The organism is Streptomyces sp. NPDC102274 (assembly GCF_044766385.1).
GTDB lineage: Bacteria > Actinomycetota > Actinomycetes > Streptomycetales > Streptomycetaceae > Streptomyces.
Genome location: NZ_JBIWLW010000002.1, coordinates 51348 through 77546, shown reverse-complemented (window position 1 = coordinate 77546; position 26199 = coordinate 51348). Strand labels below are relative to the sequence as shown.

Here is a 26199-nt window from a genome sequence, read left to right as displayed (position 1 = left end):
TTACGGACCGTGTGGACACGGAGGGAAAGTCCAGCGGCCGAGCCCGAGCACCCCGCGGTGGCGGCCAGTAGGCCAGAGCGACCATGTGCCCGATTACGGTCACATGGCGAGGGCCATTCTTCGTCCGCAGCAAACAACCCGACCGTGCCATAACGTGCCAGTTGGAGCGGTAAAGAGCGGTAACCAGCAGCATCCACAAGGGAACCCTAAGCTGCTCTGGATCGATTATTTAGGCAGTTCAGAGGCCATGCGGCGCCCCGGAGCCAATGGATTCCCAAGCTCAGAGCGCGAGTTCGATTCTCGTCACCCGCTCCACACAAAAGCCCCAGGTCATCGGCCCGGGGCTTCGTTGTTGTCTAGACCTTTCATGGCCTCTCGCACCACTTGCGCACCACTTGAGAGGCGGAAACGTCCACTCAGGCGGTGAGCCCCGGGCCATTCGCCCGTATGTTCGGCGAGCGTCCCTCAAATGGTCGATTTCATGTGACTCGCGTCACGCACCCCTCGTTTGGGCGACCCGCTCGACTCGGCGCATGCGCCGAGTACACACCCACGCCGTCAAGGAACTCGCGCACCGCTACCGGCGCATCGCCGTCGCCAGCAGGATCGCCGCGAGCGGAGCCGTGCCACTGGAGCCCACCGACGAGGTGTGCGCCGCAACGGGCGCCAGCAGGGTCGTCGTTGGTCACTATTGAGCAGGCAACCGACGGTCAGTTCAAGGCTCTGCCCCGCCCTCGGGCAGGACCAGACACGCTCGCGGGACGTTCGGCTGCAGCCCGCCAGAGACCTGCGTGGTCCGGAGGGAGCGGGCAGCGTCGGCGTGGCCATGACGTACGACCGCGCCCTCGACATCGTTATCGAAGGCGCGGCCTGTACGGGGCGCGGCCCTACGGGATGCGGCTCGGCCCGGGGGAACAGCGCGTGCCGGGGCGTGCGGTCGCCTTACGGCGTGTAGACGGCGTCACTGCCGTACAACTCCCGGGTGAACGCGGAGACATCGGAGCTGCGATCGGCGCCGTCGAGGTTGTACGTCAGGTAGACGCCGTATCCCTCGCTGACGGTGCGGCGGGCGAGGGCGGCGGACGTGCTCTGCGAGGTCCTGCCGATCTCGACGGCCGCCGGCGACAGCTTCGACTTGGGCAGTGCGATGCCGGGGACCTGCCAGGTGCCGTAGTACGGGTTCCAGGCGTAGTCGAACTTGGACGACACGTCGACGCCGCCGAAGGAGAGGCGCGACGCGGCCGGGCCGATGTTGTACAGGCTGATGATCTTGCCCGGCATGTTCGCGCGTAGCGCCGTCACCAGCTGCACGAACGAGCTGCCGTTGGGCTGGCCGGTGCCATTGTTGCCGTATTCGGCGTACTCGTCGTCGAAGTCGACACCGTCGAGGCCGTACTTGGTCACGGTGTCCGACAGCTGTTTCGCGAACGCCGAAGCCGCCTGCTGGGAGGGGAAGTTGGCGAAGCCTGCGCCCTGATGGTTGCCGAGCACAGAGAGGACGACCTTGATGCCCTTCTGCTGCAACGGTCGTATCTCTGTGGCGGCGTTGTCGAGGACGCGCTGCACGTTCGCGTTGAAGTACAGATACGCCGCTTTCGTACCCGTATCGTAGTTGATGTTCGCCGCGAAGATCACCGCGACGTCGAAAACGTTGCCGCTGCCGTTGGCGAGGGTGTACTTGCCGACGTTCCGCATGCTGTTGTTGTTCACCTCGACGTACGCCACCGAGGTCGGCCCCTGTTTCGCAGGAGCGGGTGCTGCTGCCGCGCCGGTCGTCGCGATCGTGCCTGAAGCGAGGGCCGCGACGGCCGAGAGCGCGAGCGCGGCTGTCCGCACTCTGCTCCGTACCAGAGTGAACATCAGTGATCGGTCTCCTATCGCATGGGGCGGCGCCCGACTGTTTCGAAAGCACCGAGTGAGCCCTCCGAGTTTTCCGCTCCCGTGACCGAATCCCGAGAACCGTGCGCGAACTCTTCACGACACCCACAAACGGCCCGCCGTAAGACGGTCCCTGGGCAGGAGTGTGCGCTCGCCGGCCGCTGCTGTGCACCCCAACCATTCGTGGACGGCTGATAGTGCCCAACGTCCCCATCCCTGATCTCGCGTGAGTGTCCCCGGCTTCAGCCGGGGCGGGAAACGCATCTCAGGACTGCTCTGACCCGCAGGTCACAGCGGACGTTTTCGCTGCTCGATGTACTGACGGATCACCGTGAGTGGCGCGCCGCCGCACGACGCGACGACGAGCGCAGCCTGAGAGGCCTGACCAAACCCATCACACGAATCAGCCGGAATCTGATGGAGAAATAGGTCGTCCCGGACTCGGCGGTGCCGGTCCTCACCGCCGAGTACGACAACGGCCCCGGCCGAGCTTCCGGATTCAAGGTTCCCCCTCTCCTCGTCCGGTTGATCGACGACTTGGCCGACAACGACGAGCCCGAGTAGGAGTTGGTCATGTGCGGTCTGCGATGGCGTGTCTTCTTGATGGGGCGGAGATGTTCGAGCCGTTCGCGCGAGCGGACGAGACTCCGAGTCCTTCGCGTGCGGACGCGCCCCTGCGGCCATGGGTCCGCAGTCTCTTGCCGTACGCCCCAGGGCTACTGAAGCCGTCTTGGTAGACGCTCAGCCGCCGGGCCAGCCCCGCCCCAGCCCTTCAGGGCGGTACACCATGGTCAGAAGCGGTCAATCCAGCGGGCTCCCACATAGTTCGCAGACCCAAGCAACCCCTGGTGGGAGCACTGCGGCACTCCGGAGCGCCGTTGATTCCCAAGCTCAGAGCGCGAGTTCGATTCTCGTCACCCGCTCCACGACGAAGGCCCAAGTCAGCGACTTGGGCCTTGTTTGCTGTCTAGACCCGCCTAGGCGTCATGTGCCCGTTCCGTGCCCGATGCCCGATCGTCCGGGCCGGCCTCAGCCCTTCTCCTAGGTCCGCCCCTGCGCACACCATCGCATCCTTGAGCGTCGCGCCGGACCGCGGCGACAGGGTGCACCTGGTGTGGCGGAAATCGTAGAAGCGGAAGCCGTCCGGCAACCCCAACGTCCGACTGCCGACCCGCTCCACCCACGCGCCCACACCCGCAGCCTCGACCGAACGAGAACACTGTTCTTGACTTCGCCCCGGGGGTGAGGCATGGCCTTCCTCAACAGAGAACAGTGTTCTCGATTCCCGGATCTCCCCTCGCCAAAGGACTCTCGTCATGAGCGCAGCGACCACAGCGGCCAAAGCGACCACCACGCGTTGGGATCTCATCGGGCGCAGTCTGATGGGCCTCAACTCCGCAGTGACGTTCGCGGTGTTCATCAACGGCTTCTTCCTGATGGCGGAAGCGAGCGACGACCGCATGATGGTGGAGGGCTGGCGAACCTTCGGATACCTCGTGTTCAGCGCGATGTGGGCGATGCTCGCCTACCGGCCCCGGCACGTTCCGGCGATCTGGGAAATGGTCATCTTCCACAAGGTCGCGGCAACGGTGCTCGCCTTCACCATCCTGGACACCACCGAGGGCATGCAGTCCTCGATCACCGACACCACCGTCGCGGCGCTCACGATCTTCGCCTACATCGCCTGCCGCGGATGGCAGTCATGGCGCGTCATCCAGCGTGGCGATGTACCGGCGAACGCGCTTTGAGCTGCCGTTCCCGGCGACCAGACGGTGGAGGCACCGCACGATCCGGCCAGCCTCGCCGACACCGTAGGCCTCTGGCCGAGGCAGCCGGACCCCGTCGCCTGTGAAACGGCGGGGCCGCACCGGCACCGGCACCCGTACGTGGCCGAGCAACCCGTCATCCCCTGCCGGGAACTTGATCCCCCGCTCGCGGCCCGGACTGCGGTTCCCTTCTTACGTCGTGGGCTCCACGGTCTCCGGGGATGTCAGGCGGAACAGGGCGTTCGCTCATGCCAGCGCCGTGTGGTTCGCCCAGGCGACCTTGTACGGGTGCCGGGACTGCCAGCGGCCGATGACCTCGTGCAGGCCCGGCGCGGTGAACGCCTTCGCGAGCGTGTCGGTGTCGGCGACGGTCACCCGCACGATCGCGGTCGCGATCAGGGCCGGAATGGCCTCCTCGCCGGGGACGGGGATGTGGCGCCGGGTGACGACCGACTGCACGAGTCCGGAGTCGAGCATGACCTGTTCGATATCCGCGAGGTACTGGTCGAGCTCGGCGTCAGGCAGCGGTTGATCGAAGGAGACGATCATCGTGTGGTTGATTATGCGGTCAATGTTGGCTCCGTACAACGCCGGCGTCCAAGACCGGTTTGCCATGCGGCGATAACCTGGAGGCATGGTCGAACTGGAGACCCGCGAGCTTGAGTACTTCATCGCCCTCGCCGAGGAGCTGCACTTCGGGCGGGCCGCCGTCCGTCTCTCGATCGCCCAGCCGGCGCTGTCGAAGGCCATCCGACGGGTCGAGACCCGGCTCGGGGTCCCGCTCTTCATCCGCTCCAGCCGGCACGTCGAGCTGACCCCGGCCGGGAAGGCGTTGCAGGAACATGGCCGGCACGCGCTCAACGCGGTGAGCGCCGCCGTCCGGCACGCCCAGCATGCCGGCGATACCCAGGCCCCCTTGCGGCTCGTACTCAAAAGCGGCGGCGACGCCGGCCTGCTCTCCGGGCTCCTGGCCGAATACGCGAACCAGTCCGACGCCCGCCAGGTGGACATCCTGTTCAGCGGCCCGGCCGACCGGGCCGACTTCCTGCTTGACGGCCGGGCCGACGTCGGCCTGCTCTACGCGCCGTTCGACGACCTCGACGGCCTGGCCCACGAGACGCTGCACACCGAGGACCGCGTGGCTGTCGTCCCGGCCGGACACCGGCTGGCCGGGCGCACTTCGGTGCGCATGGCCGATCTGGAGGGTGAGGTACTGCCACGCTGGCAGGGGATACCCGGGAAGGACGGCACCGACCCGGAGATCGCCAGCGTGGTCCAGATGCTCCAGTTGGTCGCGGTGGGCCGGATGATCGGGATGCTGCCGCGCTCGCTGGTCGAACCGGTGCCGGCCGGCCTGGTCTGCGTCCCGGTGGCCGACGCGCCGCCCATCCGTCTGGTGCTCGCCCGGGCCGAGCAGGATCGCCGGCCGCTGGTGGCCTCGTTCGTGGCCGCCGCACTCAGGCCGCTCCGGGACAAAGCCTGACGACAGGGGGCGGGAGCGGGGACGCGACGGCCGGTCGTGACAGCGGCGGCTCAGTGTCGAAGGAGACGATTGGCCGACGATGAACTGGCGATCAAGCGGCGCGTCAAGCACCCGCGCGGTGCGGCTGCTGTTCGTCAGGGAGACCGCCCGACGAGCCTTGAACGTCGCTATCCCGCGCTGCGCGGCGACAGCCGCTCCGTAATCCGGTCGAACAGCTCCGTAGCGCGTCGGAGCCGGGTGCGGGGACACGAGCCGGCGGGCGGCGCTGACCGAGCCGATGCCGGACGCGGGCCTACTGACATGCGGCGGCGGAAGACTGCGTCATTGGCGCCGGCGCCTGCGCCGGCGCCTCGGTGGAGTGCCAGTAGATCAGCTGAGCCCGCTCGGACGACTGGACCCGCGAACCACCAGGTTCTTCAGCTTGGCGCCGCTGTCGGCGGCGAGGGTCCCAGGGTGCCGCAGGTCGTAGAAGCGAAACTCCTTCGGCATGCCGATCGCGGCACGGGCAGTGGGCCACTTCCGGCCGGAGCTGGCGCCCCGGAGGGCCGCACCCCGCTCACCCATGAAGACGAGGCCGTATGGCCCGCATGGCCGGCCCTTCGTGGATCTCTTCTGTCTGCCCCCGGCGGACTGGCCCCCGGGGACCGCTGTAGGGTTTCGACTTTCGTGTCGGAATCTCACGGCCTGCGCCGGAGGGAAGTCGGATCCGACGTGGCGCCGAGACGAGCGGGTCGTGCCTGTACCTCGTTCGCGTGGAGACGTCGACGCCTGGAAGGCTGAGCGGCCGCGCCGGGAACAGCCGGTCCGGTCGGCACGGTTGCATCGACCGAGGGACCGGCGCCGCACGGGCGGGGAACACGGAGACCACAAGGTCGTCCGCCCCACCAGGATCCGGGCTCCCGGGGTCGCGGTACGCCCGCCGCGCACACGGACCAAGACGTATTTCCGCAGGAGGACTTGTTTCATGACTGACCGGCCCTTGACGCTTATGGCAGTTCACGCCCACCCCGACGACGAGGCCACCGGAACCGGTGGGGTCCTCGCGCGGTACGCGGCGGAAGGCATCCGCACGGTTCTCGTGACGTGTACCGACGGCAGTTGCGGTGACGGACCGGAGGGTGTCAAGCCGGGCGATCCCGGTCACGATCCGGCGACCGTCGCCTCGATGCGCCGTCAAGAACTCGATGCGAGCTGTGACGTCTTGAAGGTCAGCGATCTGGAGATGCTGGACTATGCCGACTCCGGAATGACGGGCTGGCCGACCAACGACGCCCCCGGATCCTTCTGGCAGACCCCCGTGGAGGAAGGCGCCGCCCGGCTCGCGGAACTCATGCGCCATTACCGACCCGATGTGGTCGTCACCTACGACGAGAACGGCTTCTACGGCCACCCCGACCACATCCAGGCGCACCGCATCACGATGGCGGCGCTGGAGATGACCGCGCTGACACCGAAGGTGTACTGGACGACGATGCCCCGCTCGATGATGCAGCGGTTCGGGGAGACGATGCGCGAGTTTCAGGAGGACATGCCGGAGCCGGATCCTGCGGAGGCCGCCGCGATGGCCGAGATCGGCCTCCCCGACGAGGAGATCACCACGTGGGTGGACACCACCACGTTCAGCGGTCAGAAGTTCGACGCGCTGGCCGCGCACGCCAGTCAGGGCGAGAACATCTTCTTCCTCAAGATGGGCAAGGAGAGGTTCGGCGAGCTGATGGGCATAGAGACCTTCGTACGCGTCCAGGACGCCACCGAGGCGGCCGTGCCCGAGAACGATCTCTTCGCCGGACTGCGCTGATCCGCCCGCCCGACCGGCCGGGAAAGCACATCAGCCTCAGCGGACCTACCCTCCCCGTCTCACTCCGAGGAGCCGCCGCATCCAGGGGGACCAGCGTCCAGTTCCCCGACCAGGCCGACCGTCTCCCAGGACTCAGCGCAACGGGGCCGTGCCACAACGTGCCAGTACCGTCGGTACACAGCGGTCACCAGGGGCTTCACCGAGGCCTTGAGCGAACGGCCACAAACGACCATCACCCCAGGTCAGAGGCCATTATCTGGCCGAAGCCCGGGGTGATTCCCAAGCTCAGAGCGCGAGTTCGATTCTCGTCACCCGCTCCATGATGAAGGCCCTGGTCGGAGACCAGGGCCTTGTTTGTTGTCTAGACCTCTTTGCCCGTGCCATTCGCGTGCCGTAACCGCCTTGACCTCGCCTCAACCTCGAATTTTCGTGACGGGCCGTCGGGTTCTCCGGCGGTCCGTTTCGTTTGTCGGGTCGGTCATGGGTAGGCCGATGACTCGGCTGTCGCGTCGGTGTGCGCCGGGGTCCACGGATCCGGTGCTCATGCCGTCAGTGTGCTCGCAACCACTGACCACGCCCGCGGCGGCCCAGTAGCGTCCATCTGGACCTGCCCCGGGCGGGCGGCGAGCACCGGCGGGTGCTGGCGGTGCTGAGATTCCCGGAAGGAAACGGCGGACCCCGGGCGCTCGCCGAAAGCCCGGCCGACGCCGGGGCGGCGGAAGGCTTGGCGTGCGGGGCCGACGGAACCGGGTAACGTCTTTGTCATGTTCTTCCAGACGCCGATTTACGAGAGGGAGCGTGATGGGCCCCTGCTGACGTCCCGCGACGTCGCTGCGCCCGTCCCCCACCGATAAATCCGTAGATCACTTCACATCACTCCGGGAGAACCCATGACCGTGAGCAAGAACATCAACAACCCCGTGGGCATGGGCGGCGGCCAGCGCAAGAGGCTGTCCCGCGCCGAACGGCAGAATAATGGTCCGCACCGCAACCTCGACCGCAATGGTGCCGCCGACCGGAAGGCGGAGCTGGTGCGCAAGATGCGCGAGAAGGCAGGCGCAGCCGAGGGCGCAGCCGAGGGCGCCGGGCAGACGGGCGACGACACCGCACAGAGCTGACGCACCGCCGCCGCAGGGCGGCACCGCACGGGGCAGGGCCCGGACCGCGACGCACGGTCCGGGCCCTGCTGCCGTACCGGGCGCGGCCGGTCCCGCTCAGCTCTCGGCCGACCACCCGGGGGTGGGCGTGCCACTACGTGCCAGTCAGGACGGTGAACAGTGGTCAGCAGAGGCCCGAACGAAGCCACTGCGGCACGCCTCCAGGGGCACGTTTCCCCAGGTCAGAGGCGGGCAAGCCTATGCAGTACCGGGTGATTCCCTTTCGCTCAGCGCGAGTTCGATTTTCGTCACCCGCTCTATGAAAAAGCTCCAGGTCAGAGATCTGGGGCTTCCTTGTTGTCTAGACCTTTCCGGTCTTCCGCGCCATTCGCTTGCCATAATTGCCCTTACGGTCGGATTGATCACGGGGTAGAACCCTGGAAGCCAAGCCGCGTCGAGTAGTCTCGAATACCGAGCAGTGATGCACGTGACGGCCCTGGTCTCGCCATGACCCGCTGCCTCGACCTCGCGGCGGCCGTCCCCGACCAACTGGCGGAGGAACCGCAGCCGGCTACCACCACTGAGTGACCGGCCCGACACTGAGTGACCGGCCCGACACTGAGTACCTGGCGGGCTCCAGGCCCGAAGCGCCACTGCCGTTCTGCCACCACACCGGTGAACCTGTACCGGACTTCGGCGGTTCTGCTCTTCCCGGCGGCGCAGTCCTCATCCGCCGCAGCCGGTCCCGCACCCACATCGCGACCGTTCCCTTCTTCGGCCCCACTATGCCGGTCATCTCTCGCCGGGACGAGCCCGATATCATCGACCTCGGCAGGCTCCGCTATGTCGTCGAGCAGACCGTCGCCCAACTCCACCAGTTCAAGCGTCTTACCATCCGCTGGGACGACGCCCTTGTTTCACTCGCCTGCGAACTCATCTCCTGGCGACGCCTCTGCCGACGGGCATCGTGATCTCGTTACGACTTCCAAGCGGGCTTGCCTTCCTGAATCAGGGCATCGGGAGTGTTCGAGCAGGCCCTCATTGATCAAAACTGATCACTTGAGATCAAAGGCAGGGAGTTCCGGTGTCGGCGACCTTAGAATCAGAGGATGACTATCGGTATTGCAGAGCCAGAGGAGCCGGAAGATCCGAAGGAAAGCCTCGCCTTGCCTTTGACGAGGAAGGCGCACTTCTCGACGGCCAGCATCGCAAATATCTTCATAACAGTCTCCTTCCATTTTAATCAGCGTGCTGGTTGATTCAATCCGGCTCGACGGGCCTCATGCGCCCTTGAGTAGTAATGCCTGTTCCGCCTTTAGCAATCCGTACGACTCACGGACGTAGGACAGAAATCTGTTCCCGGGATGGCGAATTAAGGGAGATTTGCTTGGTCCGGATCCGTCCCAGTTCGCCAGAAGGACGTCATGGGATGCTGCGTGCGCACAAAATTCCAGGACCACAGGCGGCATTTCTCCCCCGATGATCAGGTCTCCCCGGGCGGTAATGATCTCCGTATCTTCTGGGCCGTGGGGGCGAATATCTCTTCTACCCACGTGCGCCACCGTGCCTCCTCCATTTCCGGCAGCGGAATCTCGGCCGGGCCTGCACCAATGGATAAAATGTAGCGTCTGCAGTACTCACTCCACGCCCTCTCATTCGTTTCCGTGAGGACGAGAAGTGGGCCGTAGAGGTCTTCTAATTGACTGCTCGCCCAGTCGATCCGCGCTTTCCTCAGAGATCTTCGAGTCTCTCCTTGATGGTTCAACCAGTAGGCCATGATGGCAATCAGGATGCTGACACAGGCAGTTACCAATTCTGCGATCATCGGAATCTCCATGACACCACTTCGATGTCGGGTGCACCCCGTGGGGAGCTTATGGGCAGGATGCCGCAGTGCCGCAGCCCGTTGTGGACCGGTTCGCTGTCGTAGCCTTGTCGCCGAGCAGGATCTCGGGGCGCTTTCACGGGTGGCCGACACGGCCGGCGACCCCGGGGAAGCGGTCGATCAGGGCCATGGTCTGGGTGACGTTGTTCATGTTCGCCGTCGGTGACGACCCTCAACGGAATTCCGTTGCTGTCGCTGATCAGGTGGAGTTGCTGCCAGTCTTGCGGCGGTCGACCGGTGACGGGCCCGTCGCGGCGGACCCCTTTTTCGCGCGCACGTGGGAGGCATCCACGCCCACGCGACACCAGCCCAGTTCGGCGGCCGCACTCAGCCGCGACAGGAATATGCGGTGCAGCTGCTCGAACACACCCGCGTCCTGCCAACGCTCCAGGCGTCGCCAGCAAGTCTCGCCGGTGCGGAAGCCCAGCTCCAACGGCATCTGATGTCAAGGGATCGGTGTGGAGCACGAACAGCACTCCCTGCAGGCACAGGGTCCGGCGCCGGCCGAGACCCGGGCGACCGCTCCAGCCACGAACGCAGCACAGGCTTGACCACCGCCCACAACCCGTCGTCCACGACCCACGGCTTCACGCTCACACCCACGTGAACGGCTCCATCACCACACCGGTTACGGACGAACACCACCGCACTACAAGATCGGGTTACGAGCTCTATCGCAACATCCTCAGCGGGCCCCACGCATTCTCCGGCCATGAGCGGCGACTCGCGGCGACAACGGAGAAGTTCACCGTCACCGCAACGCAGACACCTCAATCGGCCAAAGTTTGGGCATCGACTGGATAGCCGAACTCGACATAGGGCTCTGGGGCGCCCAACGCGTTCCCCCGACTGTCACCGCACTAGCCAACGGGCCTACCCGCCCGCTTCACTCTGAGGAGCCCACGTACCCAGGTGGACCAGCGCCCAGTTGCCCGCCCAGACCTGCCGCACGACCCTCGTCACCAGTGCCAACAGCGGCCTCGGCTTCCAGCCGGGCCGCGCTGCGTCACAAGCGCGAGGGCCGTGCCACAACGTGCCAGTAGGGGTGGTAAACAGCGGTCACCAGGGGCATGATCAGGTGGCGCCGCGCATCCGGATTCAGGGAACGAGGTGGCCCGCGGCGCGGAACAGTTCGTACCACTCGGCCCGGGTGAGTGGAAGTTCTGAGCCCTGGGCGGCGCCCGCGACGCGCTCCGGGTTGGTGGTGCCGAGCACGACCTGCATCTGAGCGGGGTGGCGAGTGATCCAGGCAGTCGCGATCGCGATGGCGGGGACGTCGTACTGGCCGGCAAAGCGGTCGATAACGGCGTTGAGCTCCGGGTAGTCCGGCGAGCCGAGGAAGACACCCGTGAAGAAACCGGCCTGGAAGGGAGACCACGCCTGGATGGTGATGTCGTTCAGCCGGCAGTAGTCGACGATCCCTCCGCCGTCGAGGGTGACCGACTGCTGCTCCGCGAGCATGTTCGTGGAGACCCCTTGGGCGATGATCGGCTCGTGCGTGATCGAGAGCTGGAGCTGGTTGGCCACGAGGGGCTGACGCACGTACCGGCGCAGCAGGTCGATCTGGCGCGGGGTCTGGTTCGAGACGCCGAAGGCGCGGACCTTGCCCGAGGATTCGAGCTCGTCAAAGGCGCGGGCGACCTCTTCGGGTTCGACCAGCGCGTCGGGGCGGTGCAGCAGCAGGATGTCGATACGGTCGGTCCGTAGGGCCGCGAGTGAGCCCTCGACCGATTTGACGATGTGCTCGTACGAGAAGTCGTAGTACGGGCCGTCCGTCACGATTCCCGCCTTGGTCTGGATCGTGATCTCGTCACGCTGGGACGGGCTCAGCGCCATCGCGTCGGCGAAGCGGCGTTCACAATCGTGCAGCTCGCCGCCGTAGACGTCGGCGTGGTCAACGAAGTCGATGCCCGCATCGCGCGCGGTGCGGACGAGTTCGCGGACTTCCTCGTCTGTCTTGTCGGCGATACGCATCAGGCCGAGCACGACGTTCGGAGCGAGGATGTCGGTGCCGGGCATGGTGAAGGTCTTCACGACGGTTTTCCTTTCAAATGTTCAGGTCCGCACAGTACAAACGGGGCCACTCCGCACTTTAGGGGGCGGAGGCTCCCTCGGCGGCGAACAGCGAGTCCCGGATGCTCCCGGGACGAGATGCACCGGGGATCGGGATCACGACGGGTGGGAGGGCGAGGTGCGGATCCCAACCCGGCGTGTCGCCGACCGCCCGCCTCCCCGGCATCGAGTCCAGCGCCGGAAGTACGGCGCGAGGTCGAAGACCGGGCTTCTGTCGATCGCGTCCAGGTCCGTGACGCGTAGGTCCAGGCCGTCGACCTTCAGGAGCCGGGGGAAGGACTGGGCGAGCTGGTTCGGTCGGCGGTGGTTACGGTGGACGAACGTCCCGGTGGCCGGCCACTCAGGATTGTTGCGGGGACTGCGGGCCGGGCGGAGACAGGTCTCCGGAGCCCGCACCACCACCGCGCCAGATCGAGCGGGGAACGTTGCGGATGAGGCGCTGTGCCTGCGAGGGTCCCAGCGTAATCGTGGTTCTGGGAGACACGCACAGGTTCGCCGCCGAGGTCGGCGAGTGGGACCAGGCGCTGCGTCCGGTCGACCCGTGGGCAGCGGGGAAGTTGCTGACCTGCGACGACAACATGGCTTTTGTCATCCAGTTCCGCCTCGCGGTGCTGGACACGGCCGCCTGGCTGCGCTCCGGTAAAGGCTCTCCGCTGCCATTCGACGGCCTGTCCGCGAAAGCCACACACCGACGCCTCTGGCTCCGTGCCGGGGCTGACGATGAGACCCAGACCGACTACAGGTTTCGCAACCAGTTCCGGGCCTGGGCTGGGGACCCACGACCGACAGCGCCACGGCCCACCTCTTCCGCGACGGGGACCGCTTAGTGATCACGCTGCAATTCTGGCGTGAGGAGCACCTGATCAAGCATCCCGAGCGTGTGGGCGAGGTCTTCGTGGTAGAGATCCCGACTCCAGAGTTCATTGGGATCCTTGAGGACCTTGTGGCTGTTCTCGACGGTCGCCAGAACCAGGGCTGTCAATGACCGGCTGACGCCCTTACGTTGACCGTGCCGGCGGCCGTGGTGACCGACCTGCGCCGGTCGACACACGACCAGGCGGCGACCGGCGCCGTACCGCTGGTCAGCCAACTCAGCTTCGTAGGCGTTGACCTCGACTTCTCGCGCGGCGGCCACCATTCGCCCTGAGCATTGCTCTCCCATCTGCGTACGGAGTTCATGCCATACCTCTCACAAGGGACCGCCCCACATGGGGCCTACGGGCGCCGCGTGCCACCACGTGCCATTCGTAGGGGTAAACAGCGGTCGCTACGGGCATCATCCGGCCGCTGACCAGGAGCACATCCACACAGGGTTTTGGCTGGTCAGAGGTACCCGAAGCGATCAAGTGCCAGGTGATTCCCAAGCTCAGAGCGCGAGTTCGATTCTCGTCACCCGCTCCACGACGAACCTCAGGTCAATGACCCGGGGGTTGTTTGTTGTCTAGACCATTTCGGGCCCGCGTGCCACAAGGGACCAATTACCGCGCGGAATTGAGAAGCGCAACACCCTGGACGACGACTTGACGCCTGGCCATCTCACATCGTGTCGGCGGTCATGCCGTCTGGACTCCGAGTTCGGCGAGCAGGCCGCGGACGCGCCGCTCGATCTCGTCGCGGGTCGGCCGGACCGCGTCAACGCCCTGCCCAGCAGGATCGTCGAGCTTCCAGTCGAGGTACCGCTTGCCCGGGAAGACGGGGCAGGTGTCGCCGCAGCCCATGGTGATGCAGACGTCGGATGCCCTGACCGCGTCGATGGTGAGGATCTTCGGGGTCTCGGCGGACATGTCGATGCCGACCTCGCGCATGGCCTCGACCGCGGCAGGGTTCACCGAGTCGGCCGGGGCGGACCCGGCGGAGCGGACCTCGATCCGGTCGCCCGCCAGGTGAGTCAGCCAGGCGGCGGCCATCTGGGAGCGACCGGCGTTGTGGACGCAGACGAACAGCACGGATGGCTTCGACTTCTCAGACACGGGCGGGACCTTCCGGGACGGCGGCCGAAGCGGCCTCCGTGGTGGGCTGGGGAAAGTAGCGGCGGGCGGCGAGGGCGACATGGACCAGGCCGATGAGGACGGGGACCTCGATGAGGGGGCCGACGACTCCGGCGAGGGCCTGGCCGGAGGTGGCGCCGAAGGTGGCGATGGCGACCGCGATGGCCAGCTCGAAGTTGTTGCCCGCGGCCGTGAACGCGAGCGTGGTCGCTTTCGGGTAGTCCAGGCCGACGGCGCGGCCGACGGCCATGGATCCGGCCCACATCAGCGCGAAGTACACCAGCAGCGGCAGCGCGATACGTGCGACATCCAGCGGCTGGGAGGTGATGGCGTCGCCCTGGAGGGCGAAGAGGACCACAATGGTGAACAGCAGCCCGTACAGGGCGAACGGTCCGATCCCGGGGATCAGCTTCGTCTCGTACCAGGTGCGGCCCTTGGCCTTCTCGCCCAGGCGGCGGGTCAGGAACCCGGCCAGCAGCGGGATGCCGAGGAAGACCAGGACGGAGCGGGCGATCTCCCACACGCTGACGTCGAGCGCGGTCTGCTCCAGGCCGAGCCGGCCGGGCAGCGCGGTCAGGTAGAACCAGCCGAGCAGGCTGAAGGCGAGGACCTGGAAGACGGAGTTCAGGGCGACGAGGACGGCGGCGGCCTCGCGGTCGCCGCAGGCGAGGTCGTTCCAGATGATGACCATGGCGATGCAGCGAGCGAGGCCGACGATGATCAGGCCGGTGCGGTACTCCGGCAGATCGGGCAGGAACAGCCAGGCGAGCGCGAACATCAGCGCCGGGCCGACGACCCAGTTCAGCACCAGCGAAGGGATCAGCAGGCGCCGGTCGCGGGTGACGGTGTCGAGGCGGTCATAGCGGACCTTGGCGAGCACCGGGTACATCATCACGAGCAGGCCGAGCGCGATCGGCAGCGAGACCCCGGTGACGGTCACCTTCGCGAGCGTGTCGCCCAGGCCCGGGACCAGGCGGCCCAGGCCGAGGCCGGCAGCCATCGCAAGCAGAATCCACACGGCGAGGAACCGGTCCAGGAACGAGAGCCGCCCGGCTGCCGGCCCCGCGGGTGCCGCGGTGCCGGTGCTCACGAGGCGGCCCCGGCGGGAGCAGGTTCGGGCAGGGACTGCCCGGCAGGGCGGGTGAGAATCGCGGCGAGCCGGTCGGTCATCTCGGGCAGCAGCCGGTAGTACACCCACGTCCCGCGCCGCTCGGAATCGATCAGCCCGGCCTGCTTCAGCAGTTTCAGGTGGTGAGAGATCGTCGGCTGCGACAGGTCGAAGGCCGGGGTGAGGTCGCAGACGCAGACCTCACCGCCCGCCCGTGAGGCGATCATCGACAGCAGCCGCAGCCGGACCGGGTCGCCCAGGGCCTTGAACACCTTTGCCAGCGTCTCCGCCCGGCCCTCGTCCAGGGGGGCGGTCAGCAGTGTGGGGCAGCATCCGTCGGCGCCGTCCTGGCCGAGGACCACCAGCTCTTGTTTCGACATGCTTCTATGTTGACATTCTTCGATCCAAGACCGCAAGGTTGAATCGACAGACATCAATTCAACCTGATCGGGGAAGACTCGTGTCCCGTGTCCAGCTCGCGCTCAACGTCGCCGACCTCGAAGCGTCGGTCGCCTTCTACTCCCAGCTGTTCGGCGTCGAGCCCGCCAAGCGGCGCCCCGGCTACGCGAACTTCGCGATCACCACCCCGCCGCTCAAGCTCGTCCTCATCGAGGGCGAGCCCGGCCAGGAGACCCGCCTGGACCACCTCGGCGTCGAGGTGGAGACCACCGACGAGGTCATCGCCGCCACCACCCGGCTCAAGGACGCCGGACTCGCCACCTTCGAGGAGAACGACACGTCCTGCTGCTACGCCCTCCAGGACAAGGTCTGGGTCCACGGCCCCGGCAAGGAGCCATGGGAGGTCTACGTCGTCAAGGCCGATGCCGACCAGAGGGGCAACAGCCCCGTCCTCGACGGCGACTCCTGCTGCGCCGGGCAGGACGAGAGCACCGAGCCCGCGCCGGTGGCCGCAGACTGCGCCTGCGGCGGCTGAGCGGGTCCCGGTCACCCCTCGTCCGGCTCGTCCCCTGCCCGGCGTCCGGGTCGCGCAGCGCGCGCAGGTTCTGGCCGGGGCCGCCGGCTTCGATGGTGAACAGGTGGCGGCCCAGGAAGTTGTTGTGCCGGTCCTTGAACGGGGAGAGCCGGGCGACGTCCTCGTCCTTGATGTCGTGGCCCTCGGCGCGGAGCTGGGCGACGGCGGCGTCCAGGTACCGGGTGTTCCACAGGACCACGGTGTTGAGGCCCAGGCCGAGGGCGGCAAGCTGATCCGCCTGGCCCTCGCGATACGCCTGGCGGATCTGGTCCCGGCCGCCGTGGCAGATCGCGCGGGCCAGGCGGTGGCGGGACTCCTGCACGGTCAGCCGCCGGTTCATCAGCCGGCGGCAGGTGTCGTCGCCCGGTCGACAACAGCGAGCAGGTGCATGGCGCCGTCCCCTCATCGTCTGTCCCGTCTCAGATGATCTGGCCTGTGTCGGCGGCTCTGGCCTGGGGCGACCAGATCCCTTGAGCCGCCTGGTCGCCGGAAACCTCAGTTGATCGGGTCCCTGGCGTGTGAATGTTGACTGTCGTCTCGGTTGATCCGGTCTGCTTCCGCCAGCTCGAACTGAGGTCGGCCGAGGTCGGCCAGTACCGGCGCCCGTAAGATCACGTGCCCATGGACGGGTGCGCAGGAAACAAGATGATCGCCATCCCGCCGGGGCAGATAACGCTGTCGGACCGGCGGACACAGCGCAGTTGGTCGGTCGAACTTGCGCCGTACCAGCTCGCAACGTTCCCGACCACCCAGGCGCTGTACGCACAGATCACCGGCCAGCGGCCAAGCACCGCCGAAGGGGACCAACTGCCCGTCGAGGGCGTTTCCTGGTGGGACGCCATCCGGTTCTGCAACGCGCTGTCCCAACGCGACGGGTTCGCACCCGTCTACCACCTCCGCTCCAACGGTGAAGGCATCGAGTGGGACGCATCTGCCGACGGGTACCGGCTGCCGACCGAAGCCGAGTGGGAGCATGCCTGCCGTGCCGGTACGACCGGACCGCGTTACGGGCCGCTCGACGAGATCGCTTGGTACCGGGGCAACTCACACGAGCGCATCCACGACGTGGGCGGCAAGCAGGCCAACCCGTGGGGCCTTCACGACATGCTGGGCAACGTCTGGAACTGGTGCTGGGACATCTATGACGCCGAGGTCTACGGCACCTACCGCGTGCTCCGTGGCGGCGGCTGGTTCGACGAGCACTGGAGCTGCCGGGCCTCTGCGCGGCGCCGCAGTCACCCGAACTTCCAGGTCGACGACGTAGGGTTCCGCGTCACGCGTTCCGTCGCGCGCTGATCCGCGTCGTGTGCGACGACCGCTTTGATGAGACGGGACTCCGACGGACCAGGCCACCTGAGACGACGAGCGAATCGGACCAGATCGTTTGAGACGGGGACCCGATCGACTGAGACAGGACATCGTCCGGGGGCCAGCCAGGTACGCGACCCGCTGTCCTGTCGTAGTGCATCTGACAGACAGCGGGCTGCTGACCTGCCGGGGTGCCACGTCGCTGGAGAGCGACGGCCCTCGGCATTCTCAAACGACGTGGCTTTCACGGAAGTTGCGTTCGTCGTACTGCCGTACCGGCTGCTGGAGTGTGGAACGCGGTAGGGGGTTGGTTCGTTTCGGCGGTATGAGAAGCGCTGTGATTGTGGTGACAGTCGGCGTCGCCGCCAGCGTCTGCCTGATTTTGGTGGATCGCGCTTTGCTGTGGGCAGAGCACCGTGGGTGGATCTATTACCGCGAGACGAAAGGGGGTACCTCTGCGCTGCTACAGGAGTTCTCTCCAGCCGCGCAGGCGGTGAAGCGAGCGATGGAGCAAGAGAGGCTCCATAAGAACGTCCGGATCGGAGAGGGGACGCCACTTGGTGTCGACCTGGACAAGGGCGTTGCACGGGTCCGTCGCTCAGAGCCCGGTCGGCAAGAACCTGCCGGCCCGAATGAGATCGAGTGAGAAATCCGCCTGTTTGAATGCGACAGGACACCAGCAAGTCTCACGAAGACGGCGTAAGTGCCACGGCTGTGCCATCGAAGCTGAGATTGTGCCGCGAAATTTGAGACCCTACACGGGCGGCCAGGTCCCGCACGCCGGTCAGGGTGCCCTGCTCGGCCGGGCGCTCCAGGCCGTACTCGCGGATCGTCTCCAGCATCCGGTACCGGCCGGACAGCGCGGCGGCCAGATCGGCCAGCGAGAGCGTACGCAGGCGGGCCGCGGCCAGTTCGAGCGCGAGCGGATGGGTATCCCGTTCCTTCGCGCGAGCACACCACCCCGTGGCCATGGGCCCGAAGTCCCTCGCCGTACCGCCCAAGGGCCACCCAGGCAGTCTTCGTAACCGCTCGGCCGCCGGGCCAGCCCCATCCCAGCCTTTCAGGGAGGTACACCAAGGTCAGAAGCGGGCAATCCAATAGGCTCCAGTACAGCTCCCAGACCCACGTAAACCCTGCTCAGAGCGGTGCGGCGCTCCGGAGCACCGTTGATTCCCAAGCTCAGAGCGCGAGTTCGATTCTCGTCACCCGCTCCATGAGGAACCCCCAGGCCAATGACCCGGGGGTTGTTTGTTGTCCCGCGCGGCCCCTGGCTGCAGCAGATCGGCGTCGTAGTGGCCCGCCCCGCAGCAGGCCGACGCTGGTCCTCTACTGAGAGTGTTTGGTCGAGGAGAAGTACATGTTCGCCCTCGGCAGGAACATCAGCACGACAGCACCGGCAACCAGGACGACCGGACTGACGCTGATAAAAAGATCATAAATGACGTCAGCCACAGTCTCTTTATGGAATTCACTCGCGTTCACACTGTTGACCAGGAAGAACATGACGAGAGTGCCGGTGGCGGCGAGTGTGCTCCGCGCCCATTTTCGGCCCTGGCGCATCTTGAAGACGAAGAACAAGAACAAGGCGCTGGTGAAAATCAGAAAACCGGCAGACATGGCGACTTGCTGGATCGCTCTGCTCTCGCCCATCTCGTTGCGCATTTCGTCGAGCCCCGAGGGAGAGATGGCGAATGTGTCCAGCACCCAGAGGGCGGCGTCCACGACAATCGCCGCGAGGAGTAGCAGGAAGGCCGTTTCCACCTCCCTGGGGCGTGCCCTCCTCTGGTCCGCTTCCAGCTCCATCGTCACTTTTGTCTCCTCTGATAGTCCGTATCCCCTCAAGAGACGGCCAACTCCGCTGAGCGGTTGCGTGTGGCAGAGCGGCGAACTCGCACCGGACTGGAAGGCGCTCCGTCACACACTGCGGAACCGTGGCGTTCGATTTTCGTCACCCGCTCCACATAAAAGCCCCAGGTCGGTGACGTGGGGTTTGTTCATTGGTCCGGGGCCATTTTTCGGCGGCCGGGTGCTTCGGGCGTCGGGCGATGGATGTACACCCGGGTTTTCCGGCTCCGTCATTCCCTTTGCCGAGGCTTCTGCGGGGCCCGAGCGAGAGTTGCTCCTGTCTCGCGGGCGAAGGTTCTCCTCGCCGGGGATACCAGGGAGAGCGCGAGGTCGCGGCCGTGCACGTCGCCCGTGGCCTCGATGAGGATGGCGCGGGCGTCGAGGGCTTGCCCGTGCGCGGCGCCAAGGGCGGTCCCGGAGTGAGCCTGACCGAGGGCAGGGAACTGCTCTCGGCCGTCGGCGGAATCGTCCCGTTCTTCGTCAGCATGCTGATCGCCGGTCCACTGGCCGAGGAGCCCGGCCGGCGCGGCACGGCGTATCCGCGTCTGCGCGCGTCCATGAGCCGCCTTCAGGCCGGCCTCCTGCTGGGCGCCGTCTGGGCGGTATGGCATCTGCCACTGTTCAGGCGGCCCCTCACCCGCATCAGGTCGTCACTGACGCGTCGCGTCAGATCAGTCCGACCCGAGACTGACCGATCCGGGCGGCGCACCGGAATCGCCCGGAGGAAACGCCGCGGCTCAAAGCCTGCCGCGGCGGCGCAGCCGTCAGCCCGACCTGGATGGACACGGGTGGACGCGTTCAGTTCGGTCATCAAGCGGTGGATACGGCGCTGGGTGGCGCGTTCGCTCCGGCGCTGAGCCCAGGCGGCCGGCCTCGTTCCAGCCCGGCGAAGCTCCTGCCAGGTGGATTGCCGACAAGGGTCGCTCTGTCCGGCGGGAGCTTCATGTGCTGTCCACCCATTGAGGATCCAGGCCCATTACGTGGATCTTGCGCGCCCCTACGTGCCGTAACCGGCGGCACGATCAGGACCGCGAGGGAGCTGATCCGGGTAGAGGCGCGCGTCCCGTGGGCGGCGCGCCACCAGAGTTCGCCGTTCGGTCAGTGCGCGGTTGTCCGATGTTGTGTCCCGTCCTGTGTCATGCCGTCTGTCGAAGATCGATACGCACAGTTTTATGACGGGACATCACATGATGAGATCTGTTGTTCGGGCTCGTACGGTCGTCGCCGCGGCGGCCACCGTTGGTGCGGTGGTCACGGGTACGGGTGTCGGGCAGGCGACCGCGTTGGACAAAGTCCGGCTGGCCGCCGAAGCCTCCGTGGCACCGGGCATCAGTTACCGGGCGTTCTCGGTGACGGGCTCGCACGGGGTGGTGTCCGGGCATCTGGTCACCGCCGACCTCACCAACCGGCACGTCTCGGTGGACCTGCTCACCCCCGGCACTGTCTCCAGCCGCGTCAAGCTGTCCCAGATGGCCGCCGTCCAGGGCGCAGTCGCGGGCGTCAACGCGGACTTCTTCAACATCGAGGAATCCCAGCACGTGGGGGTGGCCCCGACCAACTCCGCGGTCGGCCCGGCGATCGCCCACGGTGAGGCGCTCAAGGCGGCTGTGCCGGACGGCCAGCGGTTCGGTCCCGGTCTACCGCCCGGCACATCGACGCGCGATGTGATCGGGGTGGGATACGACAAGCGGGCCCGGCTGGACGAGTTGACGCTCAAGGGAAGCGTTCGCACCAGGTCCGGTTCGTTCGACCTGGGCGGCTTCAACCAGTACGCCATCCCGGTGGGCGGGGTGGGCGCGTTCACCCCGAAGTGGGGCGAGGTCTCCCGGCAGCGCTCGGTGTGCGGGACCGACACCGTCCGGGCGGCGGCGTGCTCCACGGACACCTATGAGGTCACCGTCCGCGACGGCCGGGTGGTCTCCGGATCCGCGACGATCGGGGCAGGCGCGATCGCTGAGGACACCGTGGTGCTGGTCGGCCGGGAGGCCGGCGCGGACCGGCTGCGCGCGCTCCGGAGCGGAGACAAGGTCAAGGTCTCCGAGCGCCTGAACACGGCGAGTGGCAGGCGTTTGCAGTTCGCCGTGGGCGGCTTCCCGGTGCTCCGGGACGGCGAGCCCCTCCCCGGCCTGGACACCAAGGCCGCAGCGACCCGGACCGGCGCGGGTGTCGGTGACCACGGTCGGCGCCTCTACTTGCTGGTACTGGACGGAAGTGCGGAGAGCGGCTCGGGCCTGACGGTCGCCGAGGTCGCCGACGTACTCGACACGGTGGGCGCCGACGCGGGCGTGAACCTGGACGGCGGCGGTTCGTCCACCCTGGTGACCCGGGACCCGGTGACCGACACCCCGGTCGTCCGCAACCACCCGACCGGTGGCGCCGAACGCCCGGTCCCGGAGGGCATCGGGCTCTTCTCGCGCTGATCCAATGGCCGAGCGGGCCGCGGGCCGTGGCAGGTTCTGCCGTGCGCCACGTGGCCCGTCCGGCCGCGGCGGCAGGAGCGGTCAGGCGCCGTGGTCAACACTGCCGGGGGAACGCGGCCTCGGCGCGGGGGGCAGGTGAAGACGCAACCGGGCCACCCACCACCAAGTTGGCGCCGCCGACCGGATCGGCACCCTCGTTGGCCGGTCACGGCCGGCGCCCGTGCCCCATTCGTGCCCTTCAACCGGGTCAACGGCAGTCAACAGGGGTATCGAACTGGTCCCTGTAGCAGCACCGACTCCGGCCATCTGCCCGGGGCAGAGCCTGTCTTGAACGGTGCAGACGCCGGTGATTCCCAAGCTCAGAGCGCGAGTTCGATTCTCGGAGCCGCAGAAGCCTGCGGCACAACTCGTCCGTCGTCGGAGTGATGCCACGCTCATCGATCCAGCGCATCGGCCTGTCCCTCATCACGTCCGGTGAGTACGGTCTGTGCCTCCTGTCGGGTCGAGCTGGAACGTTGCCCCGGGGATTGAACGCGTGGCGAACCAGGTTCAGTGAGAGTCGCTCTCAAGGCTCAAGGCGGTGGCAGCGGGTGGCATTTCCTGGGCCAGAGCCCGGAGGACCGCAAGGTGGGTTCTGGTGACCTCGATGCCGTAGCGGCTCAGGTGGTTCTTCAGGTGCTTGGCATGGATGTGCTGGCCGGGGCGGTTGCCCGGGAAGAGCCAGGGACTGCTGCGGTTGGCCTCGATGTTGCGGGGGCCCCGGCTGAGGGCGTGGTCGCGCAGGACTGGCGCGAAGGGATCCGGCACCAGGCGCGGTTCGTGCGGTCGGTCGATGCTGATACGGACTTCGTGGTTGTTCAGGGCCAAGTCGTCAATGGTGAGCGCGGTGATGTGAGCCAGAGGCCGAGCGAACAGGATCAGGATGATGAGGGCCGCGCGGTCGCGGAGAATGTAGTCGGTCGCGGGATCGAGTATGTCGCGCAGGAGTCGCAGGCGTTGTTCGTGGTTGAACGTGCCGCGTGCGGGTTTCCGTCGGCGGGTGACCTGAACGTTGTACGGCACGCTGAGGTGGTGGGGGAACACTCCGTCCCCGGCGCCCCACGTGATGAAGGCCCGGGTGCCTTGGCGGCTGGTACTGCCCGTGGTGATCCAGGTGTCGATGTGGGCCTGGGCGCACGTGGCCGGGGTGGTGTCGTGGTCGCGCAGCCAGGCCAGGAAGGCCTTCGCGGAGTTGATCTCGTGCTGCGGACGGTCGACCAGGCCCGGCGTGAGGGGCTCCCGAGTGGCGCGTTCCCGCAGGCGCAGGCTGTGTCCGGTGGCGAATCGGCGGATGAGTTGTCGGTCTTCCACCGGCTCGACGGAGGCGAGAGTTCGGGAGAGCCAGGCTTCGAACTGGACCAGGTAGCGGTCGCGCTGCTCAAGGATCTTGTGCTGGACGAGCAGGTCGCGCAGGTGAGCCGCGGACTGCGGGGAGGGATGGTCGTTGAGGAATTCATGGCTGATTGGCAACCGGCCGGTTGCCAGATCGGCCAGCAGGGGGGCGATGTGCCGGTTGCCGACCAGCCAGACCAGCCCGGCGTCCGGACGGGGCTGGGTGCGGATGGCCTCGTGCAGGGGCAGCAGGGCAGGGGAGACCTGGCCCGTACCGTCGTCGAGGACCTCTGTGATCCGTTCGGTGAGATGGCAACGCGGGCATATCACGCCGTCGTGGCGGTGTGCCCACCAGCGGTGCTGTTGCCCCTGGTGCCGGCAGCGGGGACAGGTGAGTTCGGGCATGGCTCAATCAGTACGTCGGAGTCGCTGGAGGATGAGGTGGTGCGCCACGGTTGAACTTCGGCACAACGCTCTCGGGTCAGGCGGCGGGCGGACGATCGTCATGCGTCGGCAGGCAGAGAGTGTAGGCGTAATCCGCGCTCACCACTTTCCACGAACCACACGGCAGGGTCCAGCGCTTCGGCGCGGAGATCGTCAACCGCTGTAGCAGTGGCCTGACGGCGAACGGACCAACCCGCCTTGCTGAGACATCCGGTGCAATCACGTTGGTTCAACCACAAGATGTAGTTTTCCAGGTTAGACGAGCCGCCATGTCACACAGGTCGGCAGGACAGCGATACGGGTGCGCATCGAATTGTTCGGCGATGCCGTCACCACCACCCCGCGCGGCGAAATGGCAGTTAATCGTTCTTCGTCTGTTCAACTCGGTTTCCGTCTGAATGCTCCGCTGTCCCCCTAACGTCCGTGAGGGCCGTGAAGGAAGGGACTCATGGAGACACTCAACGCGATCCGGGCTCGTGGGATCACCAAGACATTTGACGACGTCGTCGCACTTGACGGCGTCGATCTGGATGTGACGTCAGGTCAGATTCACGGCCTGGTGGGCCCGAACGGTGCCGGGAAGACAACGTTGCTCGGTCTTCTGTTGGGCTTGGCCGTCGCCGACGCGGGCCAACTGGAGATCCTGGGTACGCCGGTCGGGCGGGCGCTCGCCGCTCCTGACGGTGTCGCCGGTTTCGTGGACGGCCCAGGTCTGTACCCGTCGCTCACCGCCAGGCAGAACCTGGCCTCGCTGGCCGCGCTTCGCGGTCACGATGCACGAACGGCGGGGATCGACGACGCCCTCGATCAGGTCGGGCTCACCGCTGTCGCCGACGACAAGACCCGCGGTTTCTCGCTCGGCATGCGTCAGCGGCTCGGTCTCGCGGCCGCCCTGCTCACCAGGCCCCGGCTGCTCGTGCTCGACGAGCCGTCCAACGGTCTGGACCCCGCCGGTAAGAGACACGTGCACCGTGTGCTCACCCGACTCGCGGCGGAGGGAGTGAGCGTCGTGCTCTCAAGCCACCGCATGGACGACCTCGAGGAACTGTGCTCGGAGGTCACCATCCTCGCCACCGGGCAGGTTGTCTTCTCCGGCCCACTGAGGAAGCTGGCGGCCGAGAACCGTGAACTCGACTATCGGCTGATCACCTCCGATGCCCAAGCCGCCCGCCGCGTTGCTGTCGAGACCGCCGGGATCCTGGTCGTCGACGACGCTCAGTCGCGGTACGACGCCGAAGCGCTCGTCGTGCGGGCGCTGGTGCCGGCCGTGGACGAACTGGTGGTGCAACTCGTCAAGGCGGGCGTCGCGTTGCGCGAGCTCGCACCCGTCGTATCGCCGCTGGAGGCCGCGTTCCTCGCCCTCACCGAGCAGCAGGAGGACTCTCGATGACTGCGACCGCACCTGCGGCCCTCGTGGACCACCCGAATGGCGACGCCCGTCGCATCCCGGTGTCGCGCGCCTACCGCTTCGAACTGGTCAAGCAGGTCTCGCAATGGCGGATCCGCCTGCTGGTCCTCGCCTGCTGGATCGCGCCGGCGCTGTTCGTCGTCGCGATGAGCCAGCAGACTTCGCTGCCCGTCGACACTCTCTTCGGCCGCTGGATGCAGGCCACGGGCTGGGCGGGCCCGCTGGTGACGCTCGGTTTCGCGGGCACCTGGGCCCTTCCGCTGCTGACGTCGGTGGTCGCGGGCGATGTCTTCGCCGCCGAGGACCGCCTCGGCACCTGGCGCCACCTGCTTGTGGCCGTGCGGTCGCCTCAGCGGATCTTCGCAGCGAAGGTACTGGCCAGCCTGACCGTCATCCTGCTGCTGGTCGTCGGCCTGGTTACTTCCAGCGTTGTCGGCGGGCTCGCGGCGGTGGGCAACCATCCGTTGGTCGGCCTGGACGATCACCTCATGACGCCCGGCGGCGCCGCGGGCACCGTACTGCTCGCCTGGGCCTGTGTGCTCGCCCCGACATTGGCCCTCGCCGGGATCGGACTCCTCGGGTCCGTCACGCTGGGGCGCTCCCCGATGGGACTGCTGCTGCCCGCGCTCGTCGCGCTCGCGATGCAACTGGCCCAGATGCTGCCGCTGCCGGCGGCCGTGCGCCTGGCCCTGCCCGGCTACGCCTTCATCGCGTGGAACGGACTGTTCACCAGCCCGGAGCAGCTCGGCCCGCTCCTGATCGGCATCGTGGTGAGCCTGGTGTGGGCCGTGATCGCCACGGCGCTGGCCTATGTGCTCTTCCTGCGGCGCGACTTCACCAATCTGACCGATGACGGCTTGACGCGCCGCGCGCTCACCGCCGGAGTCCTGCCGCTGGCCGGGCTGCTCGCGGTGACGATCGCGGTCCTTCCCGCGGTGACGACCGCGACCTATTCGGGCTCGGGCATCCAGCAGGCCAAGGTGGAGCACTCGCTGGCCACGGCATTCGCGCATCTCTACCGCATGCAGGCCGATCAGCTCCACCGTCCCGCCGTCACCGAGGCACAGCTGAAGTCCAGCGCCGCATGCACCAAGGGCAACGTCGACCACGACGCTGAGGGCGCGGGCAACGACTGGCGCTGCGTCGTGTCATGGCACCTGCCCGACAGCGAGGCCACCGGGCAGGCCATCTATCAACTCGACCTCACTGCGGACGGGCGGTTCGTCGCCGACGGTGACGGACCGAAGGAAGTCAATGGCTACTTCCTGGTGCGGACCCCTTACGGGGACACGCCGAACCCGTTGTGGCAGTTCGACAGCAACGTCGAACTGCTTTCCACCTCGAAAGGATAATT

Annotated in this window: 24 protein-coding genes and 2 pseudogenes; 12 read left to right on the top strand and 14 right to left on the bottom strand. The window is 67.0% G+C overall.

Annotation, left to right across the window (positions count from 1 at the left end):
- Positions 1 to 533: 533 nt before the first annotated feature.
- On the top strand, positions 534 to 695 hold the full coding sequence (locus ACIRQP_RS02710) for a hypothetical protein (RefSeq protein ID WP_403882322.1): 162 nt from the start codon (positions 534 to 536) through the stop codon (positions 693 to 695).
- Between the two features lie 247 nt (positions 696 to 942).
- Here ACIRQP_RS02710 and ACIRQP_RS02705 read toward each other — a convergent pair whose 3' ends face one another.
- The gene (locus ACIRQP_RS02705; protein ID WP_403882320.1) at positions 943 to 1860 is read right to left on the bottom strand and encodes an endo-beta-N-acetylglucosaminidase H; all 918 of its coding nucleotides are present in this window, start codon (positions 1858 to 1860) and stop codon (positions 943 to 945) included.
- Between the two features lie 1334 nt (positions 1861 to 3194).
- Here ACIRQP_RS02705 and ACIRQP_RS02700 point away from each other — a divergent pair.
- Complete coding sequence (locus tag ACIRQP_RS02700; RefSeq protein WP_403882317.1) at positions 3195 to 3626, top strand: hypothetical protein; 432 nt, start codon at positions 3195 to 3197, stop codon at positions 3624 to 3626.
- Positions 3627 to 3890: 264 nt separating this feature from the next.
- On the opposite strand, the gene ACIRQP_RS02695 is transcribed toward ACIRQP_RS02700, so the two are convergent.
- Entirely contained in the window at positions 3891 to 4208 is a 318-nt protein-coding gene (locus ACIRQP_RS02695; RefSeq protein ID WP_403883265.1) for a hypothetical protein, read from the bottom strand.
- 70 nt (positions 4209 to 4278) lie between these two features.
- On the opposite strand from ACIRQP_RS02695, the gene ACIRQP_RS02690 reads away from it, so the two are divergent.
- The 4 genes from ACIRQP_RS02690 (at position 4279) to ACIRQP_RS02675 (ending at position 8993) form a co-directional block, all read left to right on the top strand.
- On the top strand, positions 4279 to 5127 hold the full coding sequence (locus ACIRQP_RS02690; RefSeq protein WP_403882314.1) for a LysR family transcriptional regulator: 849 nt from the start codon (positions 4279 to 4281) through the stop codon (positions 5125 to 5127).
- Between the two features lie 964 nt (positions 5128 to 6091).
- A complete protein-coding gene (locus ACIRQP_RS02685) occupies positions 6092 to 6925 on the top strand; it encodes a PIG-L family deacetylase (protein ID WP_403882311.1) in 834 nt (277 codons plus the stop codon).
- A gap of 890 nt (positions 6926 to 7815) precedes the next feature.
- The gene (locus tag ACIRQP_RS02680; RefSeq protein WP_403882308.1) at positions 7816 to 8043 is read left to right on the top strand and encodes a DUF6243 family protein; all 228 of its coding nucleotides are present in this window, start codon (positions 7816 to 7818) and stop codon (positions 8041 to 8043) included.
- Positions 8044 to 8606: 563 nt separating this feature from the next.
- Positions 8607 to 8993 (top strand): hypothetical protein, encoded by a 387-nt coding sequence (locus tag ACIRQP_RS02675; protein ID WP_403882305.1) that lies wholly within the window; start codon positions 8607 to 8609, stop codon positions 8991 to 8993.
- 512 nt (positions 8994 to 9505) lie between these two features.
- Here the strand turns inward: ACIRQP_RS02675 and ACIRQP_RS02670 are convergent.
- The 8 genes and pseudogenes from ACIRQP_RS02670 to ACIRQP_RS02635 form a co-directional block, all read right to left on the bottom strand.
- A complete protein-coding gene (locus tag ACIRQP_RS02670) occupies positions 9506 to 9847 on the bottom strand; it encodes a hypothetical protein (RefSeq protein WP_403882302.1) in 342 nt (113 codons plus the stop codon).
- A gap of 259 nt (positions 9848 to 10106) precedes the next feature.
- Positions 10107 to 10274, bottom strand: a complete 168-nt coding sequence (locus ACIRQP_RS02665; protein WP_403882300.1) for a hypothetical protein — start codon at positions 10272 to 10274, stop codon at positions 10107 to 10109.
- A 731-nt stretch (positions 10275 to 11005) separates the two neighbouring features.
- Complete coding sequence (locus ACIRQP_RS02660) at positions 11006 to 11941, bottom strand: aldo/keto reductase family oxidoreductase (protein WP_403882297.1); 936 nt, start codon at positions 11939 to 11941, stop codon at positions 11006 to 11008.
- A gap of 135 nt (positions 11942 to 12076) precedes the next feature.
- Positions 12077 to 12349, bottom strand: a pseudogene (locus ACIRQP_RS02655) (TrmO family methyltransferase); the annotation flags it as partial.
- Between the two features lie 454 nt (positions 12350 to 12803).
- Positions 12804 to 13118: a hypothetical protein gene (locus tag ACIRQP_RS02650; protein WP_403882294.1), complete on the bottom strand. Its 315-nt coding sequence runs from the start codon at positions 13116 to 13118 to the stop codon at positions 12804 to 12806.
- 415 nt (positions 13119 to 13533) lie between these two features.
- Positions 13534 to 13950: an arsenate reductase ArsC gene (locus ACIRQP_RS02645; protein WP_403882291.1), complete on the bottom strand. Its 417-nt coding sequence runs from the start codon at positions 13948 to 13950 to the stop codon at positions 13534 to 13536.
- Positions 13943 to 15058, bottom strand: coding sequence for an ACR3 family arsenite efflux transporter (gene arsB, locus ACIRQP_RS02640; protein WP_403882288.1), 1116 nt, complete (start codon positions 15056 to 15058; stop codon positions 13943 to 13945). Before arsB ends, ACIRQP_RS02645 begins: the two co-directional genes overlap by 8 nt.
- Positions 15055 to 15456, bottom strand: a complete 402-nt coding sequence (locus tag ACIRQP_RS02635; RefSeq protein WP_403882285.1) for an ArsR/SmtB family transcription factor — start codon at positions 15454 to 15456, stop codon at positions 15055 to 15057. Before ACIRQP_RS02635 ends, arsB begins: the two co-directional genes overlap by 4 nt.
- A gap of 80 nt (positions 15457 to 15536) precedes the next feature.
- On the opposite strand from ACIRQP_RS02635, the gene ACIRQP_RS02630 reads away from it, so the two are divergent.
- Entirely contained in the window at positions 15537 to 16010 is a 474-nt protein-coding gene (locus ACIRQP_RS02630) for an ArsI/CadI family heavy metal resistance metalloenzyme (RefSeq protein ID WP_403882282.1), read from the top strand.
- Between the two features lie 34 nt (positions 16011 to 16044).
- Here ACIRQP_RS02630 and ACIRQP_RS02625 read toward each other — a convergent pair.
- A pseudogene (locus ACIRQP_RS02625) lies at positions 16045 to 16439 on the bottom strand (Tn3 family transposase); the annotation flags it as partial.
- A gap of 231 nt (positions 16440 to 16670) precedes the next feature.
- Between ACIRQP_RS02625 and ACIRQP_RS02620 the strand changes: the two are divergent.
- Positions 16671 to 17345 (top strand): formylglycine-generating enzyme family protein, encoded by a 675-nt coding sequence (locus tag ACIRQP_RS02620; protein ID WP_403882279.1) that lies wholly within the window; start codon positions 16671 to 16673, stop codon positions 17343 to 17345.
- A gap of 698 nt (positions 17346 to 18043) precedes the next feature.
- Here ACIRQP_RS02620 and ACIRQP_RS02615 read toward each other — a convergent pair.
- The gene (locus ACIRQP_RS02615) at positions 18044 to 18328 is read right to left on the bottom strand and encodes a hypothetical protein (protein WP_403882276.1); all 285 of its coding nucleotides are present in this window, start codon (positions 18326 to 18328) and stop codon (positions 18044 to 18046) included.
- Between the two features lie 355 nt (positions 18329 to 18683).
- Positions 18684 to 19166: a hypothetical protein gene (locus tag ACIRQP_RS02610; protein WP_403882273.1), complete on the bottom strand. Its 483-nt coding sequence runs from the start codon at positions 19164 to 19166 to the stop codon at positions 18684 to 18686.
- A 236-nt stretch (positions 19167 to 19402) separates the two neighbouring features.
- On the opposite strand from ACIRQP_RS02610, the gene ACIRQP_RS02605 reads away from it, so the two are divergent.
- Together ACIRQP_RS02605 and ACIRQP_RS02600 are read left to right on the top strand one after the other, a co-directional pair.
- Complete coding sequence (locus ACIRQP_RS02605) at positions 19403 to 20059, top strand: CPBP family intramembrane glutamic endopeptidase (RefSeq protein WP_403882270.1); 657 nt, start codon at positions 19403 to 19405, stop codon at positions 20057 to 20059.
- Positions 20060 to 20389: 330 nt separating this feature from the next.
- The gene (locus tag ACIRQP_RS02600; protein WP_403882267.1) at positions 20390 to 21622 is read left to right on the top strand and encodes a phosphodiester glycosidase family protein; all 1233 of its coding nucleotides are present in this window, start codon (positions 20390 to 20392) and stop codon (positions 21620 to 21622) included.
- 549 nt (positions 21623 to 22171) lie between these two features.
- Here ACIRQP_RS02600 and ACIRQP_RS02595 read toward each other — a convergent pair.
- Positions 22172 to 23398: a hypothetical protein gene (locus ACIRQP_RS02595; protein ID WP_403882264.1), complete on the bottom strand. Its 1227-nt coding sequence runs from the start codon at positions 23396 to 23398 to the stop codon at positions 22172 to 22174.
- Between the two features lie 487 nt (positions 23399 to 23885).
- Here ACIRQP_RS02595 and ACIRQP_RS02590 point away from each other — a divergent pair, with 487 nt between their 5' ends.
- Both ACIRQP_RS02590 and ACIRQP_RS02585 read left to right on the top strand, forming a co-directional pair.
- Positions 23886 to 24827 carry an ABC transporter ATP-binding protein gene (locus ACIRQP_RS02590; protein WP_403882261.1) on the top strand — a complete coding sequence of 314 codons (942 nt, stop codon included), beginning with the start codon at positions 23886 to 23888 and terminating at the stop codon, positions 24825 to 24827.
- Positions 24824 to 26197 carry an ABC transporter permease gene (locus ACIRQP_RS02585; RefSeq protein WP_403882259.1) on the top strand — a complete coding sequence of 458 codons (1374 nt, stop codon included), beginning with the start codon at positions 24824 to 24826 and terminating at the stop codon, positions 26195 to 26197. The genes ACIRQP_RS02590 and ACIRQP_RS02585 overlap by 4 nt, the downstream gene beginning before the upstream one ends.
- Positions 26198 to 26199: the final 2 nt, after the last annotated feature.